General features: G+C 55.3%; 21 protein-coding genes. 6 read left to right on the top strand and 15 right to left on the bottom strand.

What is annotated here, in order from left to right; translation table 11 throughout:
- Nucleotides 1–11: 11 nt before the first annotated feature.
- From accB to QMG27_RS02245, 3 genes are all read right to left on the bottom strand, one after another.
- Nucleotides 12–473 (bottom strand): acetyl-CoA carboxylase biotin carboxyl carrier protein, encoded by a 462-nt coding sequence (gene accB, locus QMG27_RS02255; protein ID WP_281812737.1) that lies wholly within the window; start codon nucleotides 471–473, stop codon nucleotides 12–14.
- A 72-nt stretch (nucleotides 474–545) separates the two neighbouring features.
- Nucleotides 546–1,073 carry a TlpA disulfide reductase family protein gene (locus QMG27_RS02250; protein WP_281812735.1) on the bottom strand — a complete coding sequence of 176 codons (528 nt, stop codon included), beginning with the start codon at nucleotides 1,071–1,073 and terminating at the stop codon, nucleotides 546–548.
- The gene (locus tag QMG27_RS02245) at nucleotides 1,070–1,660 is read right to left on the bottom strand and encodes a hypothetical protein (protein ID WP_281812733.1); all 591 of its coding nucleotides are present in this window, start codon (nucleotides 1,658–1,660) and stop codon (nucleotides 1,070–1,072) included. Before QMG27_RS02245 ends, QMG27_RS02250 begins: the two co-directional genes overlap by 4 nt.
- Before the next feature lie 72 nt (nucleotides 1,661–1,732).
- On the opposite strand from QMG27_RS02245, the gene mpl reads away from it, so the two are divergent.
- The gene (gene mpl, locus QMG27_RS02240; RefSeq protein WP_281812731.1) at nucleotides 1,733–3,175 is read left to right on the top strand and encodes a UDP-N-acetylmuramate:L-alanyl-gamma-D-glutamyl-meso-diaminopimelate ligase; all 1,443 of its coding nucleotides are present in this window, start codon (nucleotides 1,733–1,735) and stop codon (nucleotides 3,173–3,175) included.
- A 401-nt stretch (nucleotides 3,176–3,576) separates the two neighbouring features.
- On the opposite strand, the gene QMG27_RS02235 is transcribed toward mpl, so the two are convergent.
- The 3 genes from QMG27_RS02235 to rodA form a co-directional block, all read right to left on the bottom strand.
- Nucleotides 3,577–4,686, bottom strand: a complete 1,110-nt coding sequence (locus tag QMG27_RS02235) for a 3-deoxy-7-phosphoheptulonate synthase (protein WP_281812729.1) — start codon at nucleotides 4,684–4,686, stop codon at nucleotides 3,577–3,579.
- Nucleotides 4,687–4,925: 239 nt separating this feature from the next.
- Nucleotides 4,926–6,386 carry a metalloprotease TldD gene (gene tldD / locus QMG27_RS02230; protein WP_281812727.1) on the bottom strand — a complete coding sequence of 487 codons (1,461 nt, stop codon included), beginning with the start codon at nucleotides 6,384–6,386 and terminating at the stop codon, nucleotides 4,926–4,928.
- A 7-nt stretch (nucleotides 6,387–6,393) separates the two neighbouring features.
- Entirely contained in the window at nucleotides 6,394–7,548 is a 1,155-nt protein-coding gene (gene rodA, locus QMG27_RS02225; protein WP_281812725.1) for a rod shape-determining protein RodA, read from the bottom strand.
- 56 nt (nucleotides 7,549–7,604) lie between these two features.
- On the opposite strand from rodA, the gene QMG27_RS02220 reads away from it, so the two are divergent.
- From QMG27_RS02220 to ruvC, 5 genes are read left to right on the top strand one after another with little or no spacing between them, the layout of a single operon-like run.
- On the top strand, nucleotides 7,605–8,219 hold the full coding sequence (locus tag QMG27_RS02220) for a YqiA/YcfP family alpha/beta fold hydrolase (RefSeq protein WP_281812723.1): 615 nt from the start codon (nucleotides 7,605–7,607) through the stop codon (nucleotides 8,217–8,219).
- A gap of 24 nt (nucleotides 8,220–8,243) precedes the next feature.
- Complete coding sequence (locus QMG27_RS02215; protein ID WP_281812721.1) at nucleotides 8,244–10,310, top strand: RNB domain-containing ribonuclease; 2,067 nt, start codon at nucleotides 8,244–8,246, stop codon at nucleotides 10,308–10,310.
- Nucleotides 10,307–11,182: a TonB family protein gene (locus tag QMG27_RS02210; RefSeq protein WP_281812719.1), complete on the top strand. Its 876-nt coding sequence runs from the start codon at nucleotides 10,307–10,309 to the stop codon at nucleotides 11,180–11,182. The genes QMG27_RS02215 and QMG27_RS02210 overlap by 4 nt, the downstream gene beginning before the upstream one ends.
- An 11-nt stretch (nucleotides 11,183–11,193) precedes the next feature.
- Nucleotides 11,194–11,928, top strand: coding sequence for a monofunctional biosynthetic peptidoglycan transglycosylase (gene mtgA, locus QMG27_RS02205; RefSeq protein ID WP_281812717.1), 735 nt, complete (start codon nucleotides 11,194–11,196; stop codon nucleotides 11,926–11,928).
- On the top strand, nucleotides 11,928–12,476 hold the full coding sequence (gene ruvC, locus QMG27_RS02200) for a crossover junction endodeoxyribonuclease RuvC (RefSeq protein WP_281812715.1): 549 nt from the start codon (nucleotides 11,928–11,930) through the stop codon (nucleotides 12,474–12,476). The genes mtgA and ruvC overlap by 1 nt, the downstream gene beginning before the upstream one ends.
- Before the next feature lie 17 nt (nucleotides 12,477–12,493).
- On the opposite strand, the gene QMG27_RS02195 is transcribed toward ruvC, so the two are convergent.
- The 9 genes from QMG27_RS02195 to ftsW form a co-directional block, all read right to left on the bottom strand.
- Nucleotides 12,494–13,885 (bottom strand): ATP-binding protein, encoded by a 1,392-nt coding sequence (locus QMG27_RS02195; RefSeq protein WP_281812713.1) that lies wholly within the window; start codon nucleotides 13,883–13,885, stop codon nucleotides 12,494–12,496.
- A 43-nt stretch (nucleotides 13,886–13,928) separates the two neighbouring features.
- Entirely contained in the window at nucleotides 13,929–14,852 is a 924-nt protein-coding gene (gene lpxC, locus QMG27_RS02190; protein ID WP_281812711.1) for a UDP-3-O-acyl-N-acetylglucosamine deacetylase, read from the bottom strand.
- 20 nt (nucleotides 14,853–14,872) lie between these two features.
- Nucleotides 14,873–16,135 (bottom strand): cell division protein FtsZ, encoded by a 1,263-nt coding sequence (gene ftsZ, locus QMG27_RS02185; RefSeq protein WP_281812709.1) that lies wholly within the window; start codon nucleotides 16,133–16,135, stop codon nucleotides 14,873–14,875.
- Nucleotides 16,136–16,317: 182 nt separating this feature from the next.
- Nucleotides 16,318–17,547: a cell division protein FtsA gene (gene ftsA, locus QMG27_RS02180; RefSeq protein ID WP_281812707.1), complete on the bottom strand. Its 1,230-nt coding sequence runs from the start codon at nucleotides 17,545–17,547 to the stop codon at nucleotides 16,318–16,320.
- Nucleotides 17,548–17,586: 39 nt separating this feature from the next.
- A complete protein-coding gene (locus tag QMG27_RS02175) occupies nucleotides 17,587–18,408 on the bottom strand; it encodes a cell division protein FtsQ/DivIB (RefSeq protein WP_348773622.1) in 822 nt (273 codons plus the stop codon).
- Nucleotides 18,405–19,376 (bottom strand): D-alanine--D-alanine ligase, encoded by a 972-nt coding sequence (locus tag QMG27_RS02170; protein WP_281812705.1) that lies wholly within the window; start codon nucleotides 19,374–19,376, stop codon nucleotides 18,405–18,407. The genes QMG27_RS02175 and QMG27_RS02170 overlap by 4 nt, the downstream gene beginning before the upstream one ends.
- Nucleotides 19,377–19,380: 4 nt before the next feature.
- Nucleotides 19,381–20,790 (bottom strand): UDP-N-acetylmuramate--L-alanine ligase, encoded by a 1,410-nt coding sequence (gene murC / locus QMG27_RS02165; RefSeq protein ID WP_281812703.1) that lies wholly within the window; start codon nucleotides 20,788–20,790, stop codon nucleotides 19,381–19,383.
- Nucleotides 20,787–21,875: an undecaprenyldiphospho-muramoylpentapeptide beta-N-acetylglucosaminyltransferase gene (murG, locus tag QMG27_RS02160; protein ID WP_281812701.1), complete on the bottom strand. Its 1,089-nt coding sequence runs from the start codon at nucleotides 21,873–21,875 to the stop codon at nucleotides 20,787–20,789. The genes murC and murG overlap by 4 nt, the downstream gene beginning before the upstream one ends.
- On the bottom strand, nucleotides 21,872–23,131 hold the full coding sequence (gene ftsW, locus QMG27_RS02155) for a putative lipid II flippase FtsW (RefSeq protein WP_281814476.1): 1,260 nt from the start codon (nucleotides 23,129–23,131) through the stop codon (nucleotides 21,872–21,874). Before ftsW ends, murG begins: the two co-directional genes overlap by 4 nt.
- Nucleotides 23,132–23,142 lie beyond the last annotated feature (11 nt).

The following is a 23,142-nucleotide window of genomic DNA, read 5'->3' as shown; positions in this document are numbered from 1 at the left end:
ACGTCCGCCTGTTATTCAATGATGAACAGGGGTGCGCCGTATTCCACAGCTTGGCCGTTTTCAGCCAAGATTTTGGTGATGGTGCCCGCCTTGTCAGCCTCGATCTCATTCAAGATCTTCATGGCTTCAATGATGCAGATGGTGTCGCCTTCTTTGACTTGTTGTCCCACTTCGGCAAATGCCTTGGCGCCGGGGCTAGAAGCACGGTAGAACGTGCCAACCATTGGAGATTTAACCGTATGCCCCGTGGGTGCTGCCTCGGCTACAGGAGCCGCAGCAGCGGGCGCAGGTGCAGCAGCCACAGGTGCGGCCACCGCGACAGGCGCAGGTGCAGCCATTTGCGTCACCATCGCCACTGGGGCTGGTGCACTCTTAACGATACGGACCGTGCCTTCTGCCTCAGTGATTTCGAGTTCAGACACATTGGAGTCGGAGACCAGGTCAATCAACGTCTTGAGTTTTCGCAAATCCATAACTACATCCTATTTGTTGTAAATAATGTGCTAATTTACACCAATTTCAAGATTTTCACCTCTCCAAACCAGTTAAACAGTCCATTTTTTGACATCATCTGCTGTCAATTTGCCCAATTTCCGCAAAATCAACTGCCCATCTGCATTTAAAACAACAGTAAATGGCAGCCCTCCGACGTCATTTCCCAACATCTTGCCGAGTTCTGTGCCGTTCATACCCGCCAGACCAATCTTGTAACTCACGGGAAATTGCGTCAAAAACTGACGCACACGGCTCGGTTGGTCAATGGCCAAGCCAAGCACTTGCCAGCCTTTAGATTCATTTTCACGAAAAAAAGCATCAATTAAAGGCATTTCCTCAATACAAGGCGTACACCAGGTGGCCCAAAAGTTGATCACCAAAGGGCGACCTTGCAAGGTCTTCATCAACAAGGGCTCTCCAGTCGGCGTATCGAACTCTGCCGCCCAAAAAGCATTGAGCGCTTCAGGCGCAATTGACCCGAGCGCTTGACGCTTCCATGCCACCCCCGCCCCGGCAAGGGCAGCCAGTGCTGCCACACCTGCGTACATGGCTGTACGTCTGTTTGCATAGAACGTCATTCAACTTCCTTCATCAATCGATTTAATGCCGCCAAATCACCCCGGTAGGTTCGCCCTTGCCCGTCTGGCTTCAACGCGCCACGCAAGTCATCTAAGTCATAAATCATCAAATGCACCAGTACTTTTTGCGACAAACCTGGGCAAGCGCTCAAGACACTCAAGGCATCCACGGCATCTCCTTGAAAGCCCTGGACAGTACTGACGTCGTAACGCACATTGTGATCGATGAGGCTAATTTCGGCTGATTTGGGGTCATCACAAAACAACTGTAGATAAATATCGGACAAACGCGTGGCCGTCCCTCGCCAAACGGCTCCCGTCAAATGCGGCCTGAAAGCCGCCATGCGATCCATCCACACTGCCGCCAGTTCGCGTAAAGCCTGCAGTTCAGCGGGCTGGGTATCGGCACAGAATAAGTCCAAGTATTCACGCACTGCGTCTTCCACTTGGTCGTTGTTGGGCAGCTGGGCACGGGCATTCAAACCCAGCTGTTTGACCGCGCGGCGTTTGGCAGGGCCGTATTCCAACCCCTCTTCCACCACCATCCGCGCCGCAGTGGCTGCAATTTCTTCTTGAACCGTATTCATAGGGTTGCGATTGTGAGGCCACCGAGACCTGCCCGCTCAAGCGCAGCCGAAACACCCTCCTAAAATGCATGGATGCACATACATATTTTGGGAATTTGCGGCACGTTCATGGGTGGACTGGCTGCATTGGCGCGTGAAGCGGGTCATAAGGTCACAGGTTGCGATGCGGGCGTCTACCCGCCGATGAGCGACCAGCTACGGGCCTTGGGCATTGAACTCATTGAAGGCTTTGGCGCAGACCAAATGGCTTTGAAACCCGATGTGTACGTGATTGGCAACGTTGTCTCTCGCGCGCGCTTGGCAGACGGCAGCCCCAAATTCCCGCTGATGGAAGCCATTTTGGAAAGCGGCGCCACTTACACCAGCGGCCCCCAATGGCTGGCGGAACATGTGCTGCACCACCCTAGCCAACCTCGCCACGTCCTGGCTGTAGCTGGCACACATGGCAAAACCACCACCACCTCCATGCTCGCTTGGATTCTTCAAGCCGCAGGCTTAGAGCCCGGCTTCTTGGTCGGCGGTGTACCCATGAACTTTGGGGTGTCTGCCCGCTTAGGTCGTTTGAGCAGTCCAGCCGATGTGGCCGCACACAAACGCACGCCATTCGTCATTGAAGCCGATGAGTACGACACCGCCTTCTTCGACAAGCGCAGCAAGTTCGTGCATTACCACCCACGCACGGCCATCTTGAACAACTTGGAGTTCGACCACGCCGACATCTTTGACAACCTCGCTGCCATCGAACGCCAATTCCACCACTTGGTGCGCACTGTGCCAGGCAGTGGCCGAGTGGTGGTCAATGCGGACGAAGACAGCTTGCAACGCGTGCTAGACCAAGGCTACTGGAGCGGCGTGGCCAAGTTTGGCGTGAATGCCAACGCAACGGGCCAAGAAGGTTGGTCTGTTCAAGGTGAGCCTGACAACTTTACAGTGTTGCATCACGGCACAGAGGTGGGCCGCGTGCAATGGGACATCACCGGCGTGCACAACCAACTCAACGCATTAGCGGCGATTGCCGCTGCGGAGCACTTGGGGGTGTCGCCCGCACAAGCCGCGGCGTCGCTCAGTGAATTTCAGAACGTGCGCCGACGCATGGAAGTGCGCGGCACGGTACATCGTGCTGGCGGAGACATCACGGTGTACGACGACTTCGCACATCACCCCACCGCCATTCGCACCACGGTCGATGGCCTGCGCCGCAAAGTGGGTCCGAACGCGCGCATCTTGGCGGTGTTTGAGCCACGCAGCAACACGATGAAACTGGGCACGATGAAGTCGCAATTGCCTTGGAGTTTGGAAGACGCCAACCTCGCGTTTTGTCACTCAGGTGGTTTGGACTGGGATGCTGTTGACGCTTTGTCACCCATGGGTGCACGTGCATGCGTAGGTGCGACTGTGGATGAAGTCATTGCGCAAGTCGTGGCGGCTGCGCAGGCGGGGGACCATGTGCTGTGTATGAGCAATGGTGGCTTTGGTGGGATTCACGCTAAGTTGTTGACGGCTCTGGCTGCTTAACTTCTCTTCTTCTATCGCTTGCTTCGTGTGTGTGTTGCTACTTGTTTCTCTCGTACGCACACAGAGCGGCCAGCACCTGACACGGCTTAACGTCCCTACGGGCCGTGATGGCGCCGTATCAGGCGCTGACCACTCTGCATGCTGAGCGTGTGCAATCGAAACGTTTTGGGACTTGCTCCTGCTACGCAGTTCGGCGACACCAACGCCAACATCAACGCCTATCTGTTCGCGCGAAATCTTCCGAACCACAAAACGCCGAGAGCGCGGTGTCTGATTTGGCGCCATCACGGCCCAAAGGGACGCTAAGCCAAGTCAGACACCGCGCTCTCGGCGTACTGGATCAAAGAAGCTCAACCTTGCGCTAGGAATCTAAACCCCAGCGCAAGGAAAGCAAAACGCAATTACCCGCGCTTACGACGCGCCGCCACAGCGTGAGACAACACATCCAGCGAAGCGACCGAGTCGTCCCAACCCAAGCACGCATCGGTGATGCTCTTGCCGTATTCCAGCTTGGATACATCATCTTTACCGGGCGTGAACTTTTGAGCACCACCGTGAATGTGGCTTTCAATCATCACACCAAAAATTTGATGTGAACCACCGCTGATTTGCTCGGCAATGTCTTTGGCCACTACCAACTGACGCTCGTGTTGCTTACTGCTGTTCGCGTGGCTGCAATCCACCATCAATGAAGCAGGCAGTTTGGCTTTACCCAACTCTTCACAAGCAGCGGTCACGCTGGCTGCGTCGTAGTTAGGTGTTTTGCCGCCGCGCAAGATGACGTGGCAGTCTTTGTTGCCCTTGGTTTGCACGATCGCGACTTGGCCGTTTTTGTGAACCGACAAAAAGTGGTGAGCGCCAGCAGCCGCTTGAATCGCATCGGTGGCGATTTTGATGTTGCCATCAGTACCGTTCTTGAAGCCGATGGGCGCAGAAATACCAGAAGCCAATTCGCGGTGCACTTGGCTCTCGGTCGTGCGCGCACCAATCGCGCCCCACGAAATCAAGTCGCCAATGTATTGCGGACTAATGGCATCCAAAAATTCACTGCCTGCGGGCAAACCAAGGCGGTTGATTTCAATCAACAGCTGACGTGCGATGCGCAAACCTTCGTCAATGCGGTAGCTCTCGTCCAAGTACGGGTCGTTAATCAAACCCTTCCAGCCCACGGTCGTGCGTGGTTTTTCGAAGTACACGCGCATCACGATTTCTAAGGTGTCGGCGTACCTTTCGCGCAACGGTTGCAAGCGACGTGCGTAGTCAATCGCAGCAGCGGGGTCATGGATCGAGCATGGACCAATCACCACCAACAGGCGGTCATCGCTGCCGTGCATGATGTTGTGGATGGTTTTGCGTGTCTTTGTAATCAGCTTCTCAACAGGCGAGCCTTGAATGGGGAAGAAGCGAATCAAATGTTCGGGAGGAGGTAGCACGGTGATGTCCTTGATACGTTGATCGTCGGTTTGACTGGTGTGTTCAACGTGGCTTGGATAAGGGGTGTTCGTTTTCATGGTCTCGTCCTCAAGTTTCAAAATTCAAATTCGGCAAAAAAAAACCGCCGGGAGGTCCGGCGGTTGGCTTGGAGTTCAGATCGTTGGGCTACGTTCAGATCTCTCGACCGCCGTGGGGGCGTGAGATAAAAAAGTAAGCAAAGTAAAAACGTGCTGAAGTCATGGATTGGAATGTAGCACAGAGATTCTGGCAGTTTGCTGACAAGTTGCTAGGGTTTACGCGGTTCCACCCACAGCCTTTAGGCTGTGCCACCGACTGTCAAACCATCAATACGCAAAGTAGGCTGCCCCACCCCCACCGGCACACTCTGGCCTTCTTTGCCGCAGGTGCCCACACCGGGGTCGAGTTGCATGTCGTTGCCAATCAAGCTCACGCGGGTCAATGCGTCAGGCCCGTTGCCCACTAGGGTAGCGCCCTTGACGGGGTATTGGATCTTGCCGTTTTCTACCCAAAACGCTTGAGAGGCTGAGAACACAAATTTGCCCGAGGTGATGTCCACTTGGCCGCCACCGAAGTTCACGGCGTACAAACCTTTTTTCAGGCTCGACACAATTTCTTCTGGCGATTTGTCACCGCCCAACATGTAGGTGTTGGTCATGCGCGGCATGGGCACATGAGCATAGCTTTCGCGGCGGCCATTGCCTGTGGGCTTGACGCCCATCAAGCGGGCATTCATACCGTCTTGGATATAGCCCTTCAAAATGCCATCTTCAATCAACACATTGCGTTGACTGGGGTTGCCTTCGTCGTCCACATTGAGTGAACCGCGACGATCAGGGATCGTGCCGTCATCCAACACGGTCACGCCTTTGGCTGCCACACGTTGGCCAATGCGACCACTGAATGCGCTAGAGCCTTTGCGGTTGAAGTCTCCCTCCAAACCGTGGCCAATCGCTTCGTGCAACAAAATGCCGGGCCAGCCTGGGCCCAACACCACACTCATTTCACCCGCAGGTGCGGGGCGTGCATCCAGGTTGGTGAGTGCGCATTGCACAGCTTCATCGACATAGCCTTGCACCAAGGCGTCATCAAAATGGTCCAAGCCGAAGCGGCCACCGCCGCCAGCAGACCCCATTTCACGGCGACCGTTTTGTTCAGCAATCACGGTCACGCTCAAGCGCACCAGCGGGCGCACATCGGCAGCCAAGGTGCCATCGGCACGCACCACCATCACCACGTCGTATTCGCTGGCCAAACCCGCCATGACTTGGATGATGCGAGGGTCTTTGGCGCGGGCCATGTGTTCCACACGGCCGAGTAGCTCGACTTTTTCGGTGCTATTGAGCGAACCGATGGGATCTAAATCGCCATACAACGAACGGCTCGAAGCAACTTTGCGCGCAGGCACTTTGACACGCCCGCCTTTGGCAGCTGCACCAATCGAGCGTACGGTGCGTGCAGCGTCAAGCAAAGAGGCTTTGGAGATATCGTCGGAATAAGCGAAGGCGGTTTTTTCACCACTCACGGCACGCACGCCCACGCCTTGGTCAATGCTGAATGAACCGGTTTTGACAATACCCTCTTCCAGGCTCCAACCCTCGGCACGGGTGTATTGAAAATACAAATCGGCTTCGTCAACCTTGTGCGCCTTGATTTCGGCCAAGGTATGGGCCAGATCAGTTTCGTCTAAACCAAAAGGCTCTAACAACAGTTGACGGGCAACAGCCAATCGCTCAAGGGTAGGTTCGCGTGAAATCATGCGCGAATTATGACTGCACCAACTGTTTGGCCTTGGCGACCGACATCAATATCCCTAGGCCCAAACCGAGTGTCACCATGGCTGTCCCACCGTAACTAATGAATGGCAACGGCACACCCACCACTGGCAACATGCCGCTGACCATGCCCATGTTCACGAAGGCGTAAATGAAGAAGCTCAAGGTCACACTGCCCGCCAGCAAACGGGCAAACAAGGTGGGGCCTTCCACTGCAATGGCCAAGCCACGCATGATGAGAAAGATGAAGCCAAAAATCAGCATCACATCGCCTACAAAGCCAAACTCTTCGCTGTAAGCAGCAAACACGAAGTCGGTGGTGCGCTCGGGGATGAAGTCCAAATGGGTTTGCGTGCCTTGCATAAAGCCCTTACCCCAAAAACCGCCCGAGCCAATAGCGATCATGCCTTGGATGATGTGAAAGCCTTTGCCCAGTGGGTCTCGCGTTGGATCGAGCAAGGTGCAAATGCGTTGTTGTTGGTAGTCGTGAAGAATAGGCCAGCGAAAGCCATCGGCGCACAGCGTCGGCTCAAACACCACCACCAAGCCCACACCAATCACCCCAAGGATGATGGGCGGCACAATGAGCCACCAGCTCAAGCCAGCAAAGAAAATCACGGCCATGCCTGCAGACAGCACCAAAATAGCGGTCCCCAAATCTGGCTGTCGAACAATCAATCCCACGGGCACCATTAGCAGCAAACCAGCCACCAAAAAGTCCAGAGGTCGCAACTGGCCTTCACGCTTTTGGAACCACCAAGCCAGCATCAGTGGCATGGCAATTTTCATGATTTCACTGGGCTGAATCACCACACCAATATTCAACCAACGACGTGCGCCTTTTTTGGTCAAGCCAAACAAAGCCACCGCCACCAACAGCGCCACGCCCACGGTGTAAAGCGGTACGGCAAACGCCATCAGACGTTGCGGTGGAATCTGCGCCACCACAAACATGATGAAGCCCGCGATCAACATATTGCGACCGTGGTCAAAGAAGCGCGCACCGTTGGCAAAGCCGGACGAATACATGGTGAGCATGCCTGCACAAGCCAGCAAAAAAATACCAAACGCCAGCGGACCATCAAAGCCTTTGAGCAAAGGCATCAAACGTTGAAACGGGCTGGGTTTGTGAATGACGGTGGGCATGCCTGAGATTATCCCCTGTTGAGACATTGGCCCGCCAGGCACTGCTAGCATGTGCCATGACCTTGCCCAGCCCTTCGTTACCCACCACCCATGTGCTGTATTTGCATGGGTTTCGCTCGTCGCCCCAATCCACCAAAGCAAGACAAGTCGCAGCCCTCATGGCGCAACAGTTTCCGCATATCACCTGGTGGTGCCCGCAACTGCCGCCCTCCCCGCAAGCGGCGGCAGCCTTGATTGAAAAAGGCACAACCCATTGGCCTGCGCAAAGCACGGCCGTCATCGGCTCATCGCTGGGCGGGTTTTACGCTACTTGGCTAGCCGCCCACAAGGGATGCAAAGCAGTGTTGCTCAACCCAGCCATTGACCCTGCCCGCGATTTGGCTAAGTACATTGGCGAACAAACCGCTTGGCACGATCCAAATGAACGCTTTTACTTTGCACCTGAATTTGTCGAAGAATTACGTGCCATGAAAGTCGGCCCACTGTCACATCCCGAACGCGTCTGGGCCCTCATCGCCAAGGGCGATGAAGTGTTGGACTGGCGCGAAATGACAGCGCGTTACCCAGCGTCACCACAAGTGGTTTTAGAAGGGGGAGACCACGCCATCAGCGACTTCCCACAACACCTGCCGCAGCTGCTGGAATTTCTCAATTTGCAGCCTGCACCCTAGGTCGAGCGTGGGACAATGTGTCCCATGTACGCATTGTTTGAAGAAGCTGGAAAATTCCAGACGGGCCGCATCCTTTCTGAAGCTGAAAGTTCGGCCCAAATTGAGCTGGAATCCGGCAAACGGGTCAAGGTCAAGGCCGCTAATTTGTTGCTCAAGTTTGAGAAGCCCTCGCCTGCCGACCTCATGCGCGATGCGCAAGCCTTGAGCCCATCCATCGAGCTCGATCTGGCCTGGGAGTTCGCCCCCGAAGACGAGTTTGGCTTTGCCGATCTCGCCCGCGAATACTTCAGTGCGCAAGCCACACTCACCGAACAAACTGCGGCGCTGTTTCGTTTGTACGACGCACCGCATTACTTTCGTCGCGCAGGCAAAGGGCGGTTCAAAAAAGCCTCTGCCGAGGTGATTGCCCAAGCGCTTGCCGCGATCGAAAAGAAAAAACAAATCCAAGCGCAAATTGAGAGTTGGGCGACTGAGTTAGGCCAAGGTACATGCCCTGAACCCATCCGCACGCAACTCTACAAAATCTTGTTCAAGCCCGACAAGAATGCGCCTGAATACAAAGCCGTGGTCGAAGCCGCGCGCGCCACCCAAACTGCGCCGCTCGCACTGCTGCAAAAAGCAGGCGCCATCACCTCGGCCTACCAGTTCCATTGGCAACGCTTTTTGTTTGACAACTTTCCAAAGGGCACGGGCTTTCCCACTTTGCAAGCACCGGCCATTGCGGACGAATTGCCACTGGCCAATGTGCAGGCCTACTCGATCGACGACTCACAAACCACCGAGATTGACGACGCCTTGTCGGTGCAAGGCTTGGGCACTGGCACGGTCACACTGGGTGTTCACATCGCTGCACCTGCACTCGCTTTGAAACCGGGCGATGCCATTGACCAACTCGGTCGCCAGCGTTTGTCCACCGTCTACATGCCGGGCTACAAAATCACCATGCTGCCCGACGATGTGGTGCAAACCTACACCTTGCAAGAAGGTCGCGATTGCCCCGCCGTGTCGTTGTACGCCACATTTGACGAGGCCACACTGGCGTTGCAACACACCGAGACACGCGTGGAGCGTGTCCCCATTGCGGCCAACTTACGCCACGACCAACTGGATGCCATCGTCACCGACGCTTGGTTGAACGACGACACATTCACGCATGCCGCTGATGTGACTGAACCTGCCATGCCCCGCGCTCAACTGGCATTTTTATTCCGCTTGGCCAAACACCTCAAAGCCCAACGCGAAGTGGTGCGCGGCAAGCCTGAAACCTTTAACCGCCCCGACTACAACTTCCGCTTGGTCGGCAACGAGGGCCGTGAGCCCACAGGCCAAGAACAAGTACACATCAGCATCCGCCAGCGCGGTGCTCCTTTGGATTTGATGGTGGCTGAAGCCATGATCTTGGCCAACAGCACCTGGGGGCAATGGATGGCTGAGCTGGGTGTACCCGGCATTTACCGTAGCCAAGCCAGCTTGCTGCCAGGCGTCAAAGTCCGTATGGGCACCAAGGCGTTGCCCCATGCGGGCATTGGTGTGCCGAGCTATGCGTGGAGCACCTCACCGTTGCGCCGCTACACCGACCTCGTCAACCAATGGCAAATCATGGCGTGTGCCAAACACGGCAGCACCGCTGCACTGGCCGCGCCCTTCAAACCCAAAGATGCAGAACTCTTTGCCATCATCTCAGCCTTCGATGGCGCTTATGGCGCGTACAACGCCTACCAAAACGGCATGGAACGTTTTTGGACACTGCAGTACCTGAAACAAAACAACATCACCGAACTCAGCGCCACCATCTTCAAAGCCTTCCCTGGCCAGCCTCCGATGGCACGCGCTGATGACTTGCCTTTGGTGTTGCCCGTCTTCGGTGGTGGCGATTTGCCACGCGGTGCCCATGTGCAACTGCGCTTGAGTGAGATTGACGACATCAGCCTCGACATCAGCGGCCAACTGCTGCACGTGCTGGAGGTCGATGCGCCCGCCAGCACCGAAGAAGCCGACATGAGTGACGACGAGGACGACAGCGCCGCCGGCCCCATTGCTTTGGCCATGGATGTGAACGAAGCGCCAGCCACAGAAGGAAACGCGGCATGAAACTGACGCGTTGGTCATGGCACAACTGGACTCGGCTGCAAAAGGCCTTGTTCATTTCATTTGCCATTCACGGCGCGTTGCTCACACTGCGCATTGCAGACCCTGAGCGCTTTGACCGCTTGTTCAGCGATGCACCGCTGGACGTGATTTTGGTCAACACACGAGCTAAGGCCGATGCGCCAGACAAAGCTCAGGCCTTGGCGCAAACGCAATTGGCAGGCGGCGGCGAGCTCAAGAGCGGCCGCGCCGCATCACCACTACCCACCGCTGCCACAACGTCTGTGGGCGATATGGCCGAATCGATGCAACGCCAAGTGGCGGCCATGCGTAAAGAACAGTCGTTGTTGCTAGCGCAAGTGAAAAACCTACTCGCGCAACTGCCACCCCCTCAACCGCAAAAGTCGAAAGCCGAACAAGAAGCTGTCGAACAAAAGCGCCGCCAGCTGCTCAAGCTCTTGGCCGAGATTGAGCAACGCATCAACCAAGACAACGCACGTCCCCGTAAACATTACGTGAGTCCTGCCACCAAACAAGTGGCCTACGCGCTCTATTACGATACTTTGCGTCGCAAAATTGAAGACCGCGGCACGCGATACTTTCCCGCCACCAGCAGCGGACAAAAACTCTACGGCGAGCTGACCATGATCATCACAGTCAATACCGATGGCCGAGTACTTGCAACCGAAGTGGTGCAAAGCTCAGGACTAGCAGACCTTGACCGTCGCGCACAAGCCATTGCCACTGCGGCTGGCCCATTTGGCGAGTTCACAGAAGAGATGCGCAAACAAGCTGACCAATTGGCTGTGGTGTCACGTTTCATCTTCAGCCGAGACAATGTGTTGCAAACCAAAGGCGGTGAAGCCGTCCACTGACACGCCACACCATGAATACGACACGCTTTCGCCCCTGGTTTCGCTGGTTGCTGCTAGTCGGTGTGGCATGGATGGGGTTGCAAGTCTTCTTCTTGGCACGCATCGCCGTGATGGCACGCGTAGCTCCAGAGTCCACGGCCTTTGAACGCTCAGAAGCTTGGCGCATCGTCAACACCAAAGACCGTTTGCGTTGGCGCCAAGACTGGGTGCCCTATGCCCAAATTTCTAATAATCTCAAACGCGCTGTGATTGCGTCTGAAGACGACATCTTTGCGCAACACGATGGCGTGCAATGGGATGCAATTGAAAAGGCTTGGGCCAAGAACGCCAAAGCCGAGCTGCAAGCCAGTAAAAAAGCGCAAGGCAAAGCAATCCCCAAAGTGGTGGGCGGCTCTACCATCACGCAGCAACTGGCAAAGAATTTGTTTTTATCAGGCGAACGCACCTTCATCCGCAAAGGCCAAGAGTTTGTGCTGACCTTGATGCTCGAAGGCTTGCTCGGTAAACAACGCATCCTCGAGATTTATCTCAACCATGTGGAATGGGGTGAAGGCATTTTTGGCGCAGAAGCGGCTGCACAACACTACTTTCAAAAGCCTGCGTCACAACTCACGCCTTGGGAGGCCGGCAGATTGGCGGTCATGCTGCCTCGACCCAAGCACTACCAAAAATTCCCACAGTCTGAGTACCTCTCAGGTCGTACCGAAATTATCTTGATGCGCATGGGCAGTGCGCAGCTGCCCTGATGCGCATTCTTGGCATTGACCCCGGCTTGCGTACCACTGGCTTTGGCGTGGTGGAAAAACACGGTAGCCAATTGCTTTACGTGGCCAGTGGGACCATCAAAACCAACAAGCAAGAACAAGGCAATTTGGCAGAGCGTTTGAAGGTGCTGTTTGACGGCATTCACGAAGTGGCCGAGCGTTACCAACCCGACACCTCGGCGGTGGAAATTGTGTTTGTCAACGTCAACCCACAAGCCACTTTGCTGCTGGGCCAAGCTCGCGGTGCGTGCATCACCGCTTTGGCCACCTGCAACTTGCCCGTGGCCGAATACACCGCCTTGCAAATGAAGCAAGCTGTGGCCGGTCATGGCCTGGCCAAGAAAGAGCAAGTGCAAGAGATGGTCAAACGCATGCTCAACCTTCCAGGTTTGCCTGGGCCTGATGCGGCAGATGCCTTGGGCATTGCCATCACCCATGCGCATGCAGGCCATTCGATGGCCAAGTTGGCCGCTGCCACCGAGTTGCAGCGCAGCACCAGCGGGATGTATAAAAAAGGGCGCAGTCGCTAACGTTAGCTGCCGTGGCTTTATGCAGCAGGCAAATTCAGCTCAACCAACGCGCCGCCGCCCACTGCATTGGTGATACTGAAACTGCCGCCGTGCATTTCGGCGATGGTGGTGGAAATTGACAACCCTACACCCAAGCCTTCTGCCTTGGTGGTGACAAAGGGCTGCCCGAGTTGGTCACGTTTGTCTTCATTCAATCCGGGGCCGCTGTCATGCACACGTAGCACCACATGATGTTCTTCTCGCTCCAATGCCACATGGATCGTGCGCACATCTGAATAAGCCATGGCCTGAACTGCATTGCGGTACACATTCAGCACGATTTGTGACAGCTGTACTTTATCTCCGCGTACCAAACATTCTGCGGCATCAAAGTCCCATTGAAACGTCACGTTTTGCTTGCGTATATCGTGTGCCAGCAGAAGTTGTACGTCATGAACCAATAACTTCAGGTCCACCAACTCATGCATGCCTTTCGTGGGTCGTATGAAGTTACGAATCCCCTCAATCAATGCGACCGTGCGATTCGCGCTTTTCTCAATCTCGTGAATTGAGTCTGTGACATCTTCCAAGTTCAACACCGGGGATTGCAAACTGGTTTTGATAGATTGCGTGTCCATCAAGAGGGCAGTCAGTGGTTGACTCAATTCGTGCGCAAACGCATACGACATGGCGCCCAATGTGCGCTGGCGTTCGAGCTGCGCAATTTGGTCTGCCAGTCGCGCACTCTCTTGCTGCCTTGCTCTGTTTTCGACATCAATCAAATCCCGCTTTGCGGAACGCTCTAAGAACATACTGACAAAGGTAAAACTGCCAATGACTGAGATCAAAAGTCCGCTGACCACCGTCAGGATGCTATCGACACCATCGGCGACGACATCGGGTTCAGTCATATCCAACATCACTCGACCAATGCGCAGAATCAGTGCAATTGCGGCCACAACATACACAACAGCCAACCAACGACCACTTCGCAGATCTTGCTCTGTAGAAATTTGCCATGCTAAATATGCGATGTACAGGAACACCATCACGTAAAGTGTCATGGACCATGCAAAACGATAATCCTGACTTTGCAGCACCACTCTGAAATAATCAAAAACGATCGCCCATAAAACGACGATCAGGGCAAGCCATTTGACGTGCCACTGTTTTTTGAGAGCATGACGTAAAGCAGTGGCTTGCATCAGAATACCGGACCAAGCAAACACATTGGCCACGGTGTAAGTTACCCACAAAGGTAAAAATTGGCGTTGTGAAATAAACAACAGGCCAACGGCCAACACGCCGCCACCCAGACACCACAACGACACGGTGTGAGAAGCCTGATGTTTGAGTACTAACCAAACAATGATCGGCAAGAAAAGATAAAGCAGGCCAATGATGAAGAACGCTGTGGGGATATGAAACATCATGACTTCACCACCTCACAGACTTCAATGCATAGCTAGTTATTTACCACGCAGGCGCAAGTTGAGCCAAACCTGGCGGTGCTTTGCGGGCATCTTCAAAAGTAACCACTTCGTAAGCGTCAGGCTGACTCAGCAACTCACGCAACAGCAGGTTATTCATCGCATGCCCTGAGCGGAAGGCGACATACGAAGCCAGCAAGGGTTTACCGATCAAATACAAATCGCCCATGGCGTCGAGAATCTTGTGTTTCACAAACTCGTCGTCATAGCGCAAACCATCGCTGTTCAAGACCTTGTAGTCATCCATCACGATGGCGTTGTCCAAACCGCCGCCCAGTGCGAGGCCATTGGCACGCATCATTTCCACATCGCGTGTGAAACCAAAGGTGCGGGCACGCGCAATGTCTCGGGTATAAACATCCGTATCCATGTCAAAAACCACGCTCTGCCCTGTGGAGTCGACTGCTGGATGACGGAAATCAATTTCAAAGCTGAGCTTGTAGCCATGATGTGGGTCTAGACGCGCCCACTTCACATTGGCTCCCTCGCCTTCACGAACTTCCACTGTTTTCAATAGGCGAATGAAACGTTTGGGTGCGTTTTGCTCCACGATGCCCGCGCTTTGCAGCAAGAACACAAACGACGAAGCCGAGCCATCCAAGATGGGCACTTCTTCTGCCGTGATGTCGATGTAAAGGTTGTCAATGCCTAAACCTGCACAAGCCGACATCAAATGCTCAACAGTGAACACCTTCGCACCGCCATTGGAAATAGTCGAAGCCAAACGCGTATCCGTCACCGCCGTGGCGGTGATGGGGATATCGACAGGCTGCGGCAAATCCACCCGACGGAACACGATGCCCGTGTCGGGTTGCGCAGGCCTTAGGGTCAGTTCCACGCGTTGACCGCTGTGAAGACCGACGCCAACGGCTTTGGTCAGGGATTGAAGGGTTCTTTGTTTAAGCACAGATGGATTTTAGTGAATCATCAGTCAGCTTGCTTGCGCAAGAAGGCTGGGATTTCGTAATCGTCCATACCACCAGAAGACAAAGCATCCACTTTGGCCGCAGCCGATGTACGGTTGTTACGGAACACAGCAGGAGATGTCATGGCATCGTAGTTCGGTTGTGCAGTGCTTGCGCCCACACCAAAACCAGCAGCCAAACCAGCCAAACCTGTGGATGCAGCAGCCAACACGCCAGCGGGTGAAGCGTTAGGCGCTTGTGTAGTGGGGAAGCCCACACCGTCTGTACCTGTGCGCAACACTTGCAACTGAGGTGCAGCACGACGACCACCTGCCAAGCCTGTAGCCACTACGGTGACGCGAATTTGGTCACCCAAGCTTTCGTCGTAAGCCGTACCGTAAATTACATGCGCATCTTGCGAAGCAAACTTGCGGATGGTGTTCATGGCTTCGCGCGACTCTGACAACTTCAAGCCACCCTTGGCAGCGGTAATCAACACCAACACGCCCTTGGCACCTGACATGTCCACGCCCTCGAGCAATGGGCAAGCCACAGCTTGTTCGGCAGCAATGCGTGCACGGTCTGGGCCATTGGCCACAGCCGTACCCATCATGGCTTTGCCGGTTTCGCTCATCACGGTGCGCACGTCTTCAAAGTCGACGTTCACCAAAGCTTCGACGTTGATGATCTCAGCAATACCGCCGACCGAGTTTTTCAACACGTCGTTGGCAAATGCGAAGGCTTCGTCTTGGCTGGCGTCTTCGCCCAACACATCCATCAGCTTTTCGTTCAACACCACGATCAGTGAGTCGACGTTGGCTTCCAGTTCGGCCAAACCGGTCTCAGCGTTGTTCATGCGACGGCTGCCTTCAAATTCGAAAGGCTTGGTCACCACGCCCACGGTCAAGATACCCATCTCACGTGCCACACGTGCCACCACAGGTGCAGCACCTGTACCTGTGCCGCCACCCATACCGGCCGTCACGAACAACATATTGGTGCCTTCCAGCGCCAAACGGATGTCATCAATCGCGGCCTCTGCTGCTTCACGGCCGCGCTCTGGCTTGCTGCCAGCGCCCAGACCTGTCGAACCCAGTTGAATCACTTTGTGCGCATTGCTCACGCGCAGGGCTTGTGCGTCGGTGTTCGCGCAAACGAACTCCACGCCTTGAACGCCAGAGCTGATCATGTGTTCCACAGCGTTACCGCCGCCGCCACCCACGCCAATGACTTTAATTTGGGTGCCTGAGTTGAATGCTTCCACTTCGATCATTTCGATGCTCATGATGTTTCTCCTAATCTAAAAATTTGCAGTTGCCTAAGTGTTTGTGTTTTTGCTTTTTGGTTCATCGCGCTCCTTCTATGAGGGTGGCGCGGTGGCAGCACAGAATCGACATCGTCGATATCTGTGCGGTCGTTGCGGCGGGCTGCCGCGTGCGAGGTAAAGCAAGGTGTGTGGAATCATGGTTAGAAGTTCCCCACAAACCAGTTTTTGAGGCTGTCCATCAAGGAATTGACGGAGCCACTCTTTTGTGAAACTTTGAAACCGCGTTGACGGTCTACGCCAGCCTCAGCCAGTAAGCCCATCACGGTAGATGCACGAGGCTGAGCCACCATATCGGCCAACACGCCGTTGTAATGAGGTACGCCACGACGAACGGGTTTCAAGAAAATATCTTCACCCAGCTCCACCATGCCTGGCATCACGGCACTACCGCCCGTGAGAACGATGCCTGAGGACAACACCTCTTCGTAACCTGAATCACGAATGACTTGCTGCACGAGCGAGAAGATTTCTTCCACGCGTGGCTCAATCACGCCCGCCAACGCTTGACGACTCAACATGCGTGGCGTGCGGTCACCCAGACCCGGCACTTCCACTTGAATATCTGGGTCGGCCAATAATTGCTTGGCATAGCCTGACTCAATTTTGATTTCTTCCGCATCTTTGGTCGGCGTGCGCAAAGCCATCGCGATGTCGCTGGTGATCAAGTCGCCCGCAATTGGAATCACCGCCGTGTGACGAATCGCGCCATTGGTGAAGATCGCCACATCCGTGGTGCCTGCACCAATGTCCACCAAAGCGACGCCAAGTTCGCGTTCATCATCGGTCAACACCGACATGCTCGACGCCAAAGGATTGAGCATCAAGCGATCCACATCCAAGCCGCAACGACGTACACACTTGATGATGTTTTCTGCCGCACTTTGTGCGCCGGTCACGATGTGTACCTTTGACTCCAAGCGAATGCCGCTCATACCAATGGGTTGCTTCACATCTTGCCCGTCAATCACAAACTCTTGTGGTTCAACCAACAGCAAGCGCTGATCGGTAGAAATATTGATGGCCTTCGCGGTCTCCACCACACGGGCCACATCTGCGGCTGTGACTTCTTTGTCTTTGACTGCCACCATGCCTGTGGAGTTGAAGCCACGGATATGACTACCGGTAATGCCGGTATAGACATGTGTGATCTTGCAGTCAGCCATGAACTCGGCTTCTTTCAACGCTTGCTGAATGCTTTGCACCGTGGCATCAATGTTGACCACCACACCACGTTTCAAACCATTGCTTGGCGCCACACCAAGGCCTGCGAGTTTGAGCTCACCATCGGGCATGACTTCGGCCACGACCACCATGACCTTGGCTGTGCCAATGTCTAAGCCGACCACCAAATCTTTGTTTTCTTTTGCCATAACAGCCTCGTTCTTTCTCGTCTTCTCTTGTTGTGCTTGTCAGCGCTTGGAGGGCACGTCCTGCGTGCTCACCCCTCGCAAACGAAGCGCATACCCGTTGTCATGTCGCAAATCGGCTGACTCAATCGCCGTCACTTTTCGTCCTAACTTTTGCGTCACTTGTGCCAAGGTTTGTGACACGCGTTGCACCCTGGCCATCACATCCCCGACGTTGCCTCTTCCCAACTCGATGACCGCACCGTGCGCCAACTTGGCACGCCAGCTGCCGCGCTCAGTCAGCACCAAGCTGTTGAGCGGCAAACTCAACGCGTGAAATGCAGGCTCTAAGGCTAAATACATGGTCAACACTTGCTGCGACTGACTATCTGGCCCACTCAAACGTGGCATCTTGTCGTCATCCAAATCGCCCACATTGGCTTCAAACACTTCACCAAAACTGTTGACCATGCGTTGGTCGCCGTCGTCACCCCAATAAGCCACTGGTTTGTGCTCTTGCAAGGTGACACGCAAACGGTTGGGAAACTCACGTTGCACGGAAGCCATGCGCACCCAAGGCACACTCTCAAACGCACTGCGCACACGACCCAAATCGGCCGTGAAGAAGTTACCCGTGAACTTGGTCACCACATTGGCACGCAAAGTCACTTCGTTGTTGTGCTCCACATCGCCCTTGACGGTGATGCCCTTCAACGCAAATGCAGGTAACTGAACCAAAGACCACACACCACCGACCAACACGCCCACGACCAAGCCCACGAACATGAGCGAAGCCGCCATGTGCATGAGCTTGACGTCGAGCGGCACCGGCACTGAGGCATTCACCTCTGGACGGGGTCGCATGTGGGTATAGCGCGAGGTCATACGGCTTTCGGACCTCCGGGGTGATCAAGCGTGGCGCTCTCGAGCAACATCAAGCACAAATCTTCGTAGCTGATGCCTGCTGCACGTGCAGACATGGGCACCAAAGAATGGCTGGTCATACCAGGCGATGTGTTCATCTCCAGCAAAAACGGTTTGCGGTCTGACGCACGCAACATGATGTCTGCGCGGCCCCAGCCACGGCAGCCCAAAGCGCGGTACGCAGCCACCACCAAACGCTGAATCTCTTGCTCTTCGGCTTCAGGCAAACCGCTTGGGCAGTGGTACTTCACATCGTCGGTGAAGTACTTGTGGTTGTAGTCATAAGCACCATCGGGTGCGGCAATGCGCACCACAGGCAAGGCGCGGGCATTGGGGCCATTGCCCAAGATCGGACATGTCAGCTCTTCGCCTGAGATGAATTCTTCTGCGAGTAAATCTGGGTCGTACTGGGTGGCCAGCTTGGCAGCGGCTTGGATCTCGTCAGCATGCGTCACCTTGCTCATGCCAATGGATGAGCCTTCGCGTGGTGGCTTAACGATGAGCGGCAAACCCAGCTTGGCAGGAATCGCTTGGATGTTGTCTGCCGTTTGGTCTTCGGGTGACAACCACACATAACCGGGGGTTGACAGACCCACCGTACTCCACACGCGCTTGGTCATCACCTTGTCCATGGCCATCGCAGAAGCCATCACGCCCGAACCGGTGTAGGGAATACCGAGCAACTCCAATGCACCCTGCACCGCCCCGTCTTCGCCGTAGCGGCCATGCAGCGCGATGAAAGCGTGTGTATAGCCTTCACGCTTGAGTTCGTCCAAACTGCGATGGGCAGGGTCGAACGCATGCGCGTTCACACCTTTGCTTTGCAAGGCTTGAAGCACGCCCGTGCCCGACATGATGGATACATCGCGTTCGGCAGACAGGCCACCGGTAAGGACAGCAACTTTGGCAGTGTTGATGTTGAACGTCATCTCTTTAACTCTTACGTTGTTGCACTAGCTCTAGCACTTTGGCTGGCACTTGGCCAATTGAGCCTGCGCCCATGCACATCACCACATCACCCGCTTGGGCGTTGTCGGCAATGACTTGGGCCATGTTTTGAATGTCATCCACGAACACCAAGGCCTCGTGGCCCGCCACACGCATGGCGCGTGACAGTGCGCGACCATCGGCAGCGGGAATGGGTGCTTCCCCTGCGGCGTAAATTTCTGAGAGCCACAACACATCGGCGCGGCCCATGACTTGCACAAAGTCTTCAAAGCAGTCACGCGTGCGGGTGTAGCGGTGCGGCTGGAAGGCCAACACCAAGCGACGGCCAGGGAACGCCCCACGGGCCGCAGCCAAGGTGGCGGCCACTTCCACAGGGTGGTGTCCATAGTCTTCAATGAGGGTGAACTCACCACCACTCTTGGCAGCCACATCGCCATGGCGCTGAAAGCGGCGGCCGACGCCTTTGAACTCGGCCAGGGCTTTTTGCAAAGCTTCATCGGGCACGTTCAGCTCAACCGCAATTGCAATCGCCGCCAAGGCATTGAGTACGTTGTGCTCGCCCGCCAAGTTGAGTGTGATGTCAAGGTCGGGCAAAGTCACGCCGTTGCGGCGTTGTACCGTGAAGCACATGCGGCCGTTGTCTGCACGCACATTCACCGCGCGCACTTGCGCATCTTCGTTGAAACCGTAGGTGGTGATGGGGCGTGACACCTCGGGCAAGATGCTGCGCACTGCCACATCGTCGGTGCACAAAATGGCGGCGCCGTAGAAGGGCATGCGGTGCAAGAACTCGATGAACGCGCCTTTCAACTTGTTGAAGTCATGGCCATAGGTGTCCATGTGATCGGCGTCGATGTTGGTGACAACCGCCATCACGGGCAAGAGGTTCAAGAACGAGGCGTCTGACTCGTCGGCCTCCACCACGATGTAGTCACCCGAGCCCAGCTTGGCATTCGCGCCTGCGCTGTTGAGCTTGCCACCAATCACAAAGGTGGGGTCCATGCCGGCTTCGGCCAACACACTGGCCACCAAGCTGGTGGTGGTGGTTTTGCCGTGTGTACCGGCAATCGCCACGCCGGTTTTGAGGCGCATCAACTCAGCCAACATCACAGCGCGTGGCACGACAGGAATGAGCTTGGCGTGTGCCGCCACCACTTCAGGGTTGTCTGCGTGCACCGCAGTGGACGTGACCACCGCATCGGCACCCGCAATGTTTTTGGCATCGTGACCCACATGGGTTTGAATGCCCAAACTTTGCAAGCGTTTCAAGGCTGCGCTGTCTGACAAATCAGAACCTGACACGGCATAGCCCAAGTTCAACAGCACTTCAGCGATGCCGCTCATGCCCGCGCCGCCGATGCCGACAAAATGGATGTGACGAATGGCGTGTTTCATTGTTTTTTTCCTTTCGCTGCGAGCTGCTCGCAAGCGGCCACCACTTGATCCACCGCGTCCACTTGACGCACGGCATACGCCTTCTCGGCACATGCCAACAAAGTGCGGCGCGTCATGAATTGCAAACGGTCAGCCAAGTCTTGGGCTTTCAGTTCTTGTTGTGGCATCAACCAACCACCACCTGCATCCACCACAAAGCGGGCGTTGGTGGTTTGGTGGTCGTCCACTGCATGGGGGAACGGCACATAAATGGCAGCCGCGCCGACAGCGGCAAGTTCGGTCACAGTGCTAGCACCCGCGCGAGCAATCACCACATCCGCATCGGCAAAGGCCTGTGCGGTGTCTTCAATGAACGGGGTCAACTCAGCTTGCACGCGCGCTTCTTCATACGCTGCACGCAAGGCGTCAATTTGTTTCGCGCCACTTTGGTGGGTCACGATGGGCCGTTGGTCGTGCGGAATCTTGGCTAGGGCTTGCGGCACCACGGTGTTGAGTGCTTGTGCACCCAAACTGCCCCCCACCACCAACACACGCAGCGGGCCTGTGCGATCAGCAAAACGTTGCGCAGGCTCGGGCTGCTTCATAAAGCCGTCGCGCATGGGGTTACCCACCCATTCGGCTTTTGACAACACATTTGGGAAGGCACTGAACACACGGTCCGCCACACCACTCAACACTTTGTTGGCCATACCAGCCACTGAGTTTTGCTCGTGCAAGACCAAAGGCTTGCCGCACAACACGGCCATCATCCCGGCTGGGAAGGTGATGTAACCACCAAGCCCCACCACCACATCAGGTTTCACGCGTCGCACCACGCACAGGCTCTGCCAGAAGGCACGCAACAACTTGAAAGGCAGCAATGCCAAGGTTTTGACACCTTTGCCACGCACGCCACCGAAATGAACGGTCTCATAGGCAAAGCCACGAGGGGGTACCAACTGGCTTTCCATGCTGGGCTCGGGCGCACCGAGCCAATGCACATTCCAACCGTGAATGCGCAATTGTTCAGCCACAGCCAAGCCCGGAAAGATATGGCCGCCAGTGCCGCCTGCCATGATGAGTGCGGTGCGTGTATTGAGCGTCATAGTCGCCCTCCATGCATCACCACACGGTTTTCAAAGTCCACACGCAATACCACGGCAATGGCAATGAGGTTCAACAAAATCGCAGAACCACCATAGCTCATGAGGGGCAAGGTCAAGCCCTTGGTTGGCAGAGCCCCCAAGTTCACGCCCATGTTGATGAAGGATTGAAAGCCAATCCAAATACCCACGCCTTGTGCGACCAAGCCGGCAAACACACGGTCCATCGCAATGGCTTGTCGACCGATGTACATGATGCGACGTGTGAGCCACATGAACATGGCGATGATCGCCACGACCCCCACAAAGCCAAACTCTTCGCCAATCACAGCCATCAAAAAGTCGGTGTGTGCTTCGGGCAACCAATGCAGTTTTTCAACACTGCCGCCCAAACCCACACCAAATATTTCGCCACGCCCAATCGCAATCAACGAATGCGACAACTGGTAACCCTTACCCAGCGCATGCTCCATGCTCCAAGGATCGAGGTATGCAAAGATGCGCTCGCGACGCCACTCAGAGGTAGCGATGATCAAGCCAAACACGCCCACCAACGCAGCGGCGATCAAGAAGAACATGCGTGCGTTCACGCCACCCAAGAACAAGATACCCATCGCAATCACAGCGATCACCATGAAGGCACCCATGTCTGGCTCAGACAACAAGAGCAAGCCCACAGCCGCCACCGCAGCGCCCATGGGCGTCACAGCAGCGAAGAAGTTCTCTTTCACATCCATCTTGCGCACCATGTAGTTGGCGGCATACAACAACACGCCCCACTTGGCCAGTTCAGAAGGTTGAAAGTTCATGAAGCCCAGGCCAATCCAGCGTCGTGCGCCGTTGACCGACTTGCCAATGAGCGGAATCAACACCGCGATCAACAACACGATCGAGGCAATGAACACCCATGGCGCAATGCGCTCCCATGTATTGAGCGGAATTTGGAATGCCAACAAAGCAGCCACGAAAGCCACAAACAATGACAGTGCATGACGCAACAAGAAATGCGTTTGGGTGTAGCCCGCCCCCATGCGTGGGTTATCAGGAATCGCAATGGAGGCTGAGTACACCATCACCAAGCCAAACATGAGCAATGCAAATGTGACCCACACCAAGGGTTGATCAAAGCCTTTGACATGCACGGGCGAAGCCGCTGTGCGTGCAAACTCAGTGCCGTGCACACGCACGGGCAAAGCATCCATCCCACGCTCTGGCTCGGTTGCCAAAAGATGGCCCATGCGCAGCTTCATGCGTTGCATGAACGAGACTT

Origin of the sequence: Limnohabitans sp. MORI2 (genome assembly GCF_027925025.1) — a bacterium.
GTDB lineage: Bacteria > Pseudomonadota > Gammaproteobacteria > Burkholderiales > Burkholderiaceae_C > Limnohabitans.
The sequence above is the reverse complement of the archived record's forward strand: the minus strand, read 5'-3'. Positions and strand labels throughout refer to the sequence as shown.

Coding starts and splice junctions, on each gene's coding strand:
- QMG27_RS02195 (WP_281812713.1), bottom strand. CDS start 13,885: ATGTTTCATATCCCCACAGCGTTCTTCATCATTGGCCTGCTTTATCTT.
- QMG27_RS02245 (WP_281812733.1), bottom strand. CDS start 1,660: ATGAATACGGTTCAAGAAGAAATTGCAGCCACTGCGGCGCGGATGGTG.
- tldD (WP_281812727.1), bottom strand. CDS start 6,386: ATGATTTCACGCGAACCTACCCTTGAGCGATTGGCTGTTGCCCGTCAA.
- ftsA (WP_281812707.1), bottom strand. CDS start 17,547: ATGGCAAAAGAAAACAAAGATTTGGTGGTCGGCTTAGACATTGGCACA.
- ftsW (WP_281814476.1), bottom strand. CDS start 23,131: ATGCAACGCATGAAGCTGCGCATGGGCCATCTTTTGGCAACCGAGCCA.
- mtgA (WP_281812717.1), top strand. CDS start 11,194: ATGAATACGACACGCTTTCGCCCCTGGTTTCGCTGGTTGCTGCTAGTC.
- QMG27_RS02220 (WP_281812723.1), top strand. CDS start 7,605: ATGACCTTGCCCAGCCCTTCGTTACCCACCACCCATGTGCTGTATTTG.
- murC (WP_281812703.1), bottom strand. CDS start 20,790: ATGAAACACGCCATTCGTCACATCCATTTTGTCGGCATCGGCGGCGCG.
- QMG27_RS02215 (WP_281812721.1), top strand. CDS start 8,244: ATGTACGCATTGTTTGAAGAAGCTGGAAAATTCCAGACGGGCCGCATC.
- murG (WP_281812701.1), bottom strand. CDS start 21,875: ATGACGCTCAATACACGCACCGCACTCATCATGGCAGGCGGCACTGGC.
- QMG27_RS02170 (WP_281812705.1), bottom strand. CDS start 19,376: ATGACGTTCAACATCAACACTGCCAAAGTTGCTGTCCTTACCGGTGGC.
- accB (WP_281812737.1), bottom strand. CDS start 473: ATGGATTTGCGAAAACTCAAGACGTTGATTGACCTGGTCTCCGACTCC.
- QMG27_RS02235 (WP_281812729.1), bottom strand. CDS start 4,686: ATGAAAACGAACACCCCTTATCCAAGCCACGTTGAACACACCAGTCAA.
- QMG27_RS02250 (WP_281812735.1), bottom strand. CDS start 1,073: ATGACGTTCTATGCAAACAGACGTACAGCCATGTACGCAGGTGTGGCA.
- rodA (WP_281812725.1), bottom strand. CDS start 7,548: ATGCCCACCGTCATTCACAAACCCAGCCCGTTTCAACGTTTGATGCCT.
- mpl (WP_281812731.1), top strand. CDS start 1,733: ATGCACATACATATTTTGGGAATTTGCGGCACGTTCATGGGTGGACTG.
- ruvC (WP_281812715.1), top strand. CDS start 11,928: ATGCGCATTCTTGGCATTGACCCCGGCTTGCGTACCACTGGCTTTGGC.
- ftsZ (WP_281812709.1), bottom strand. CDS start 16,135: ATGAGCATCGAAATGATCGAAGTGGAAGCATTCAACTCAGGCACCCAA.
- QMG27_RS02210 (WP_281812719.1), top strand. CDS start 10,307: ATGAAACTGACGCGTTGGTCATGGCACAACTGGACTCGGCTGCAAAAG.
- QMG27_RS02175 (WP_348773622.1), bottom strand. CDS start 18,408: ATGACCTCGCGCTATACCCACATGCGACCCCGTCCAGAGGTGAATGCC.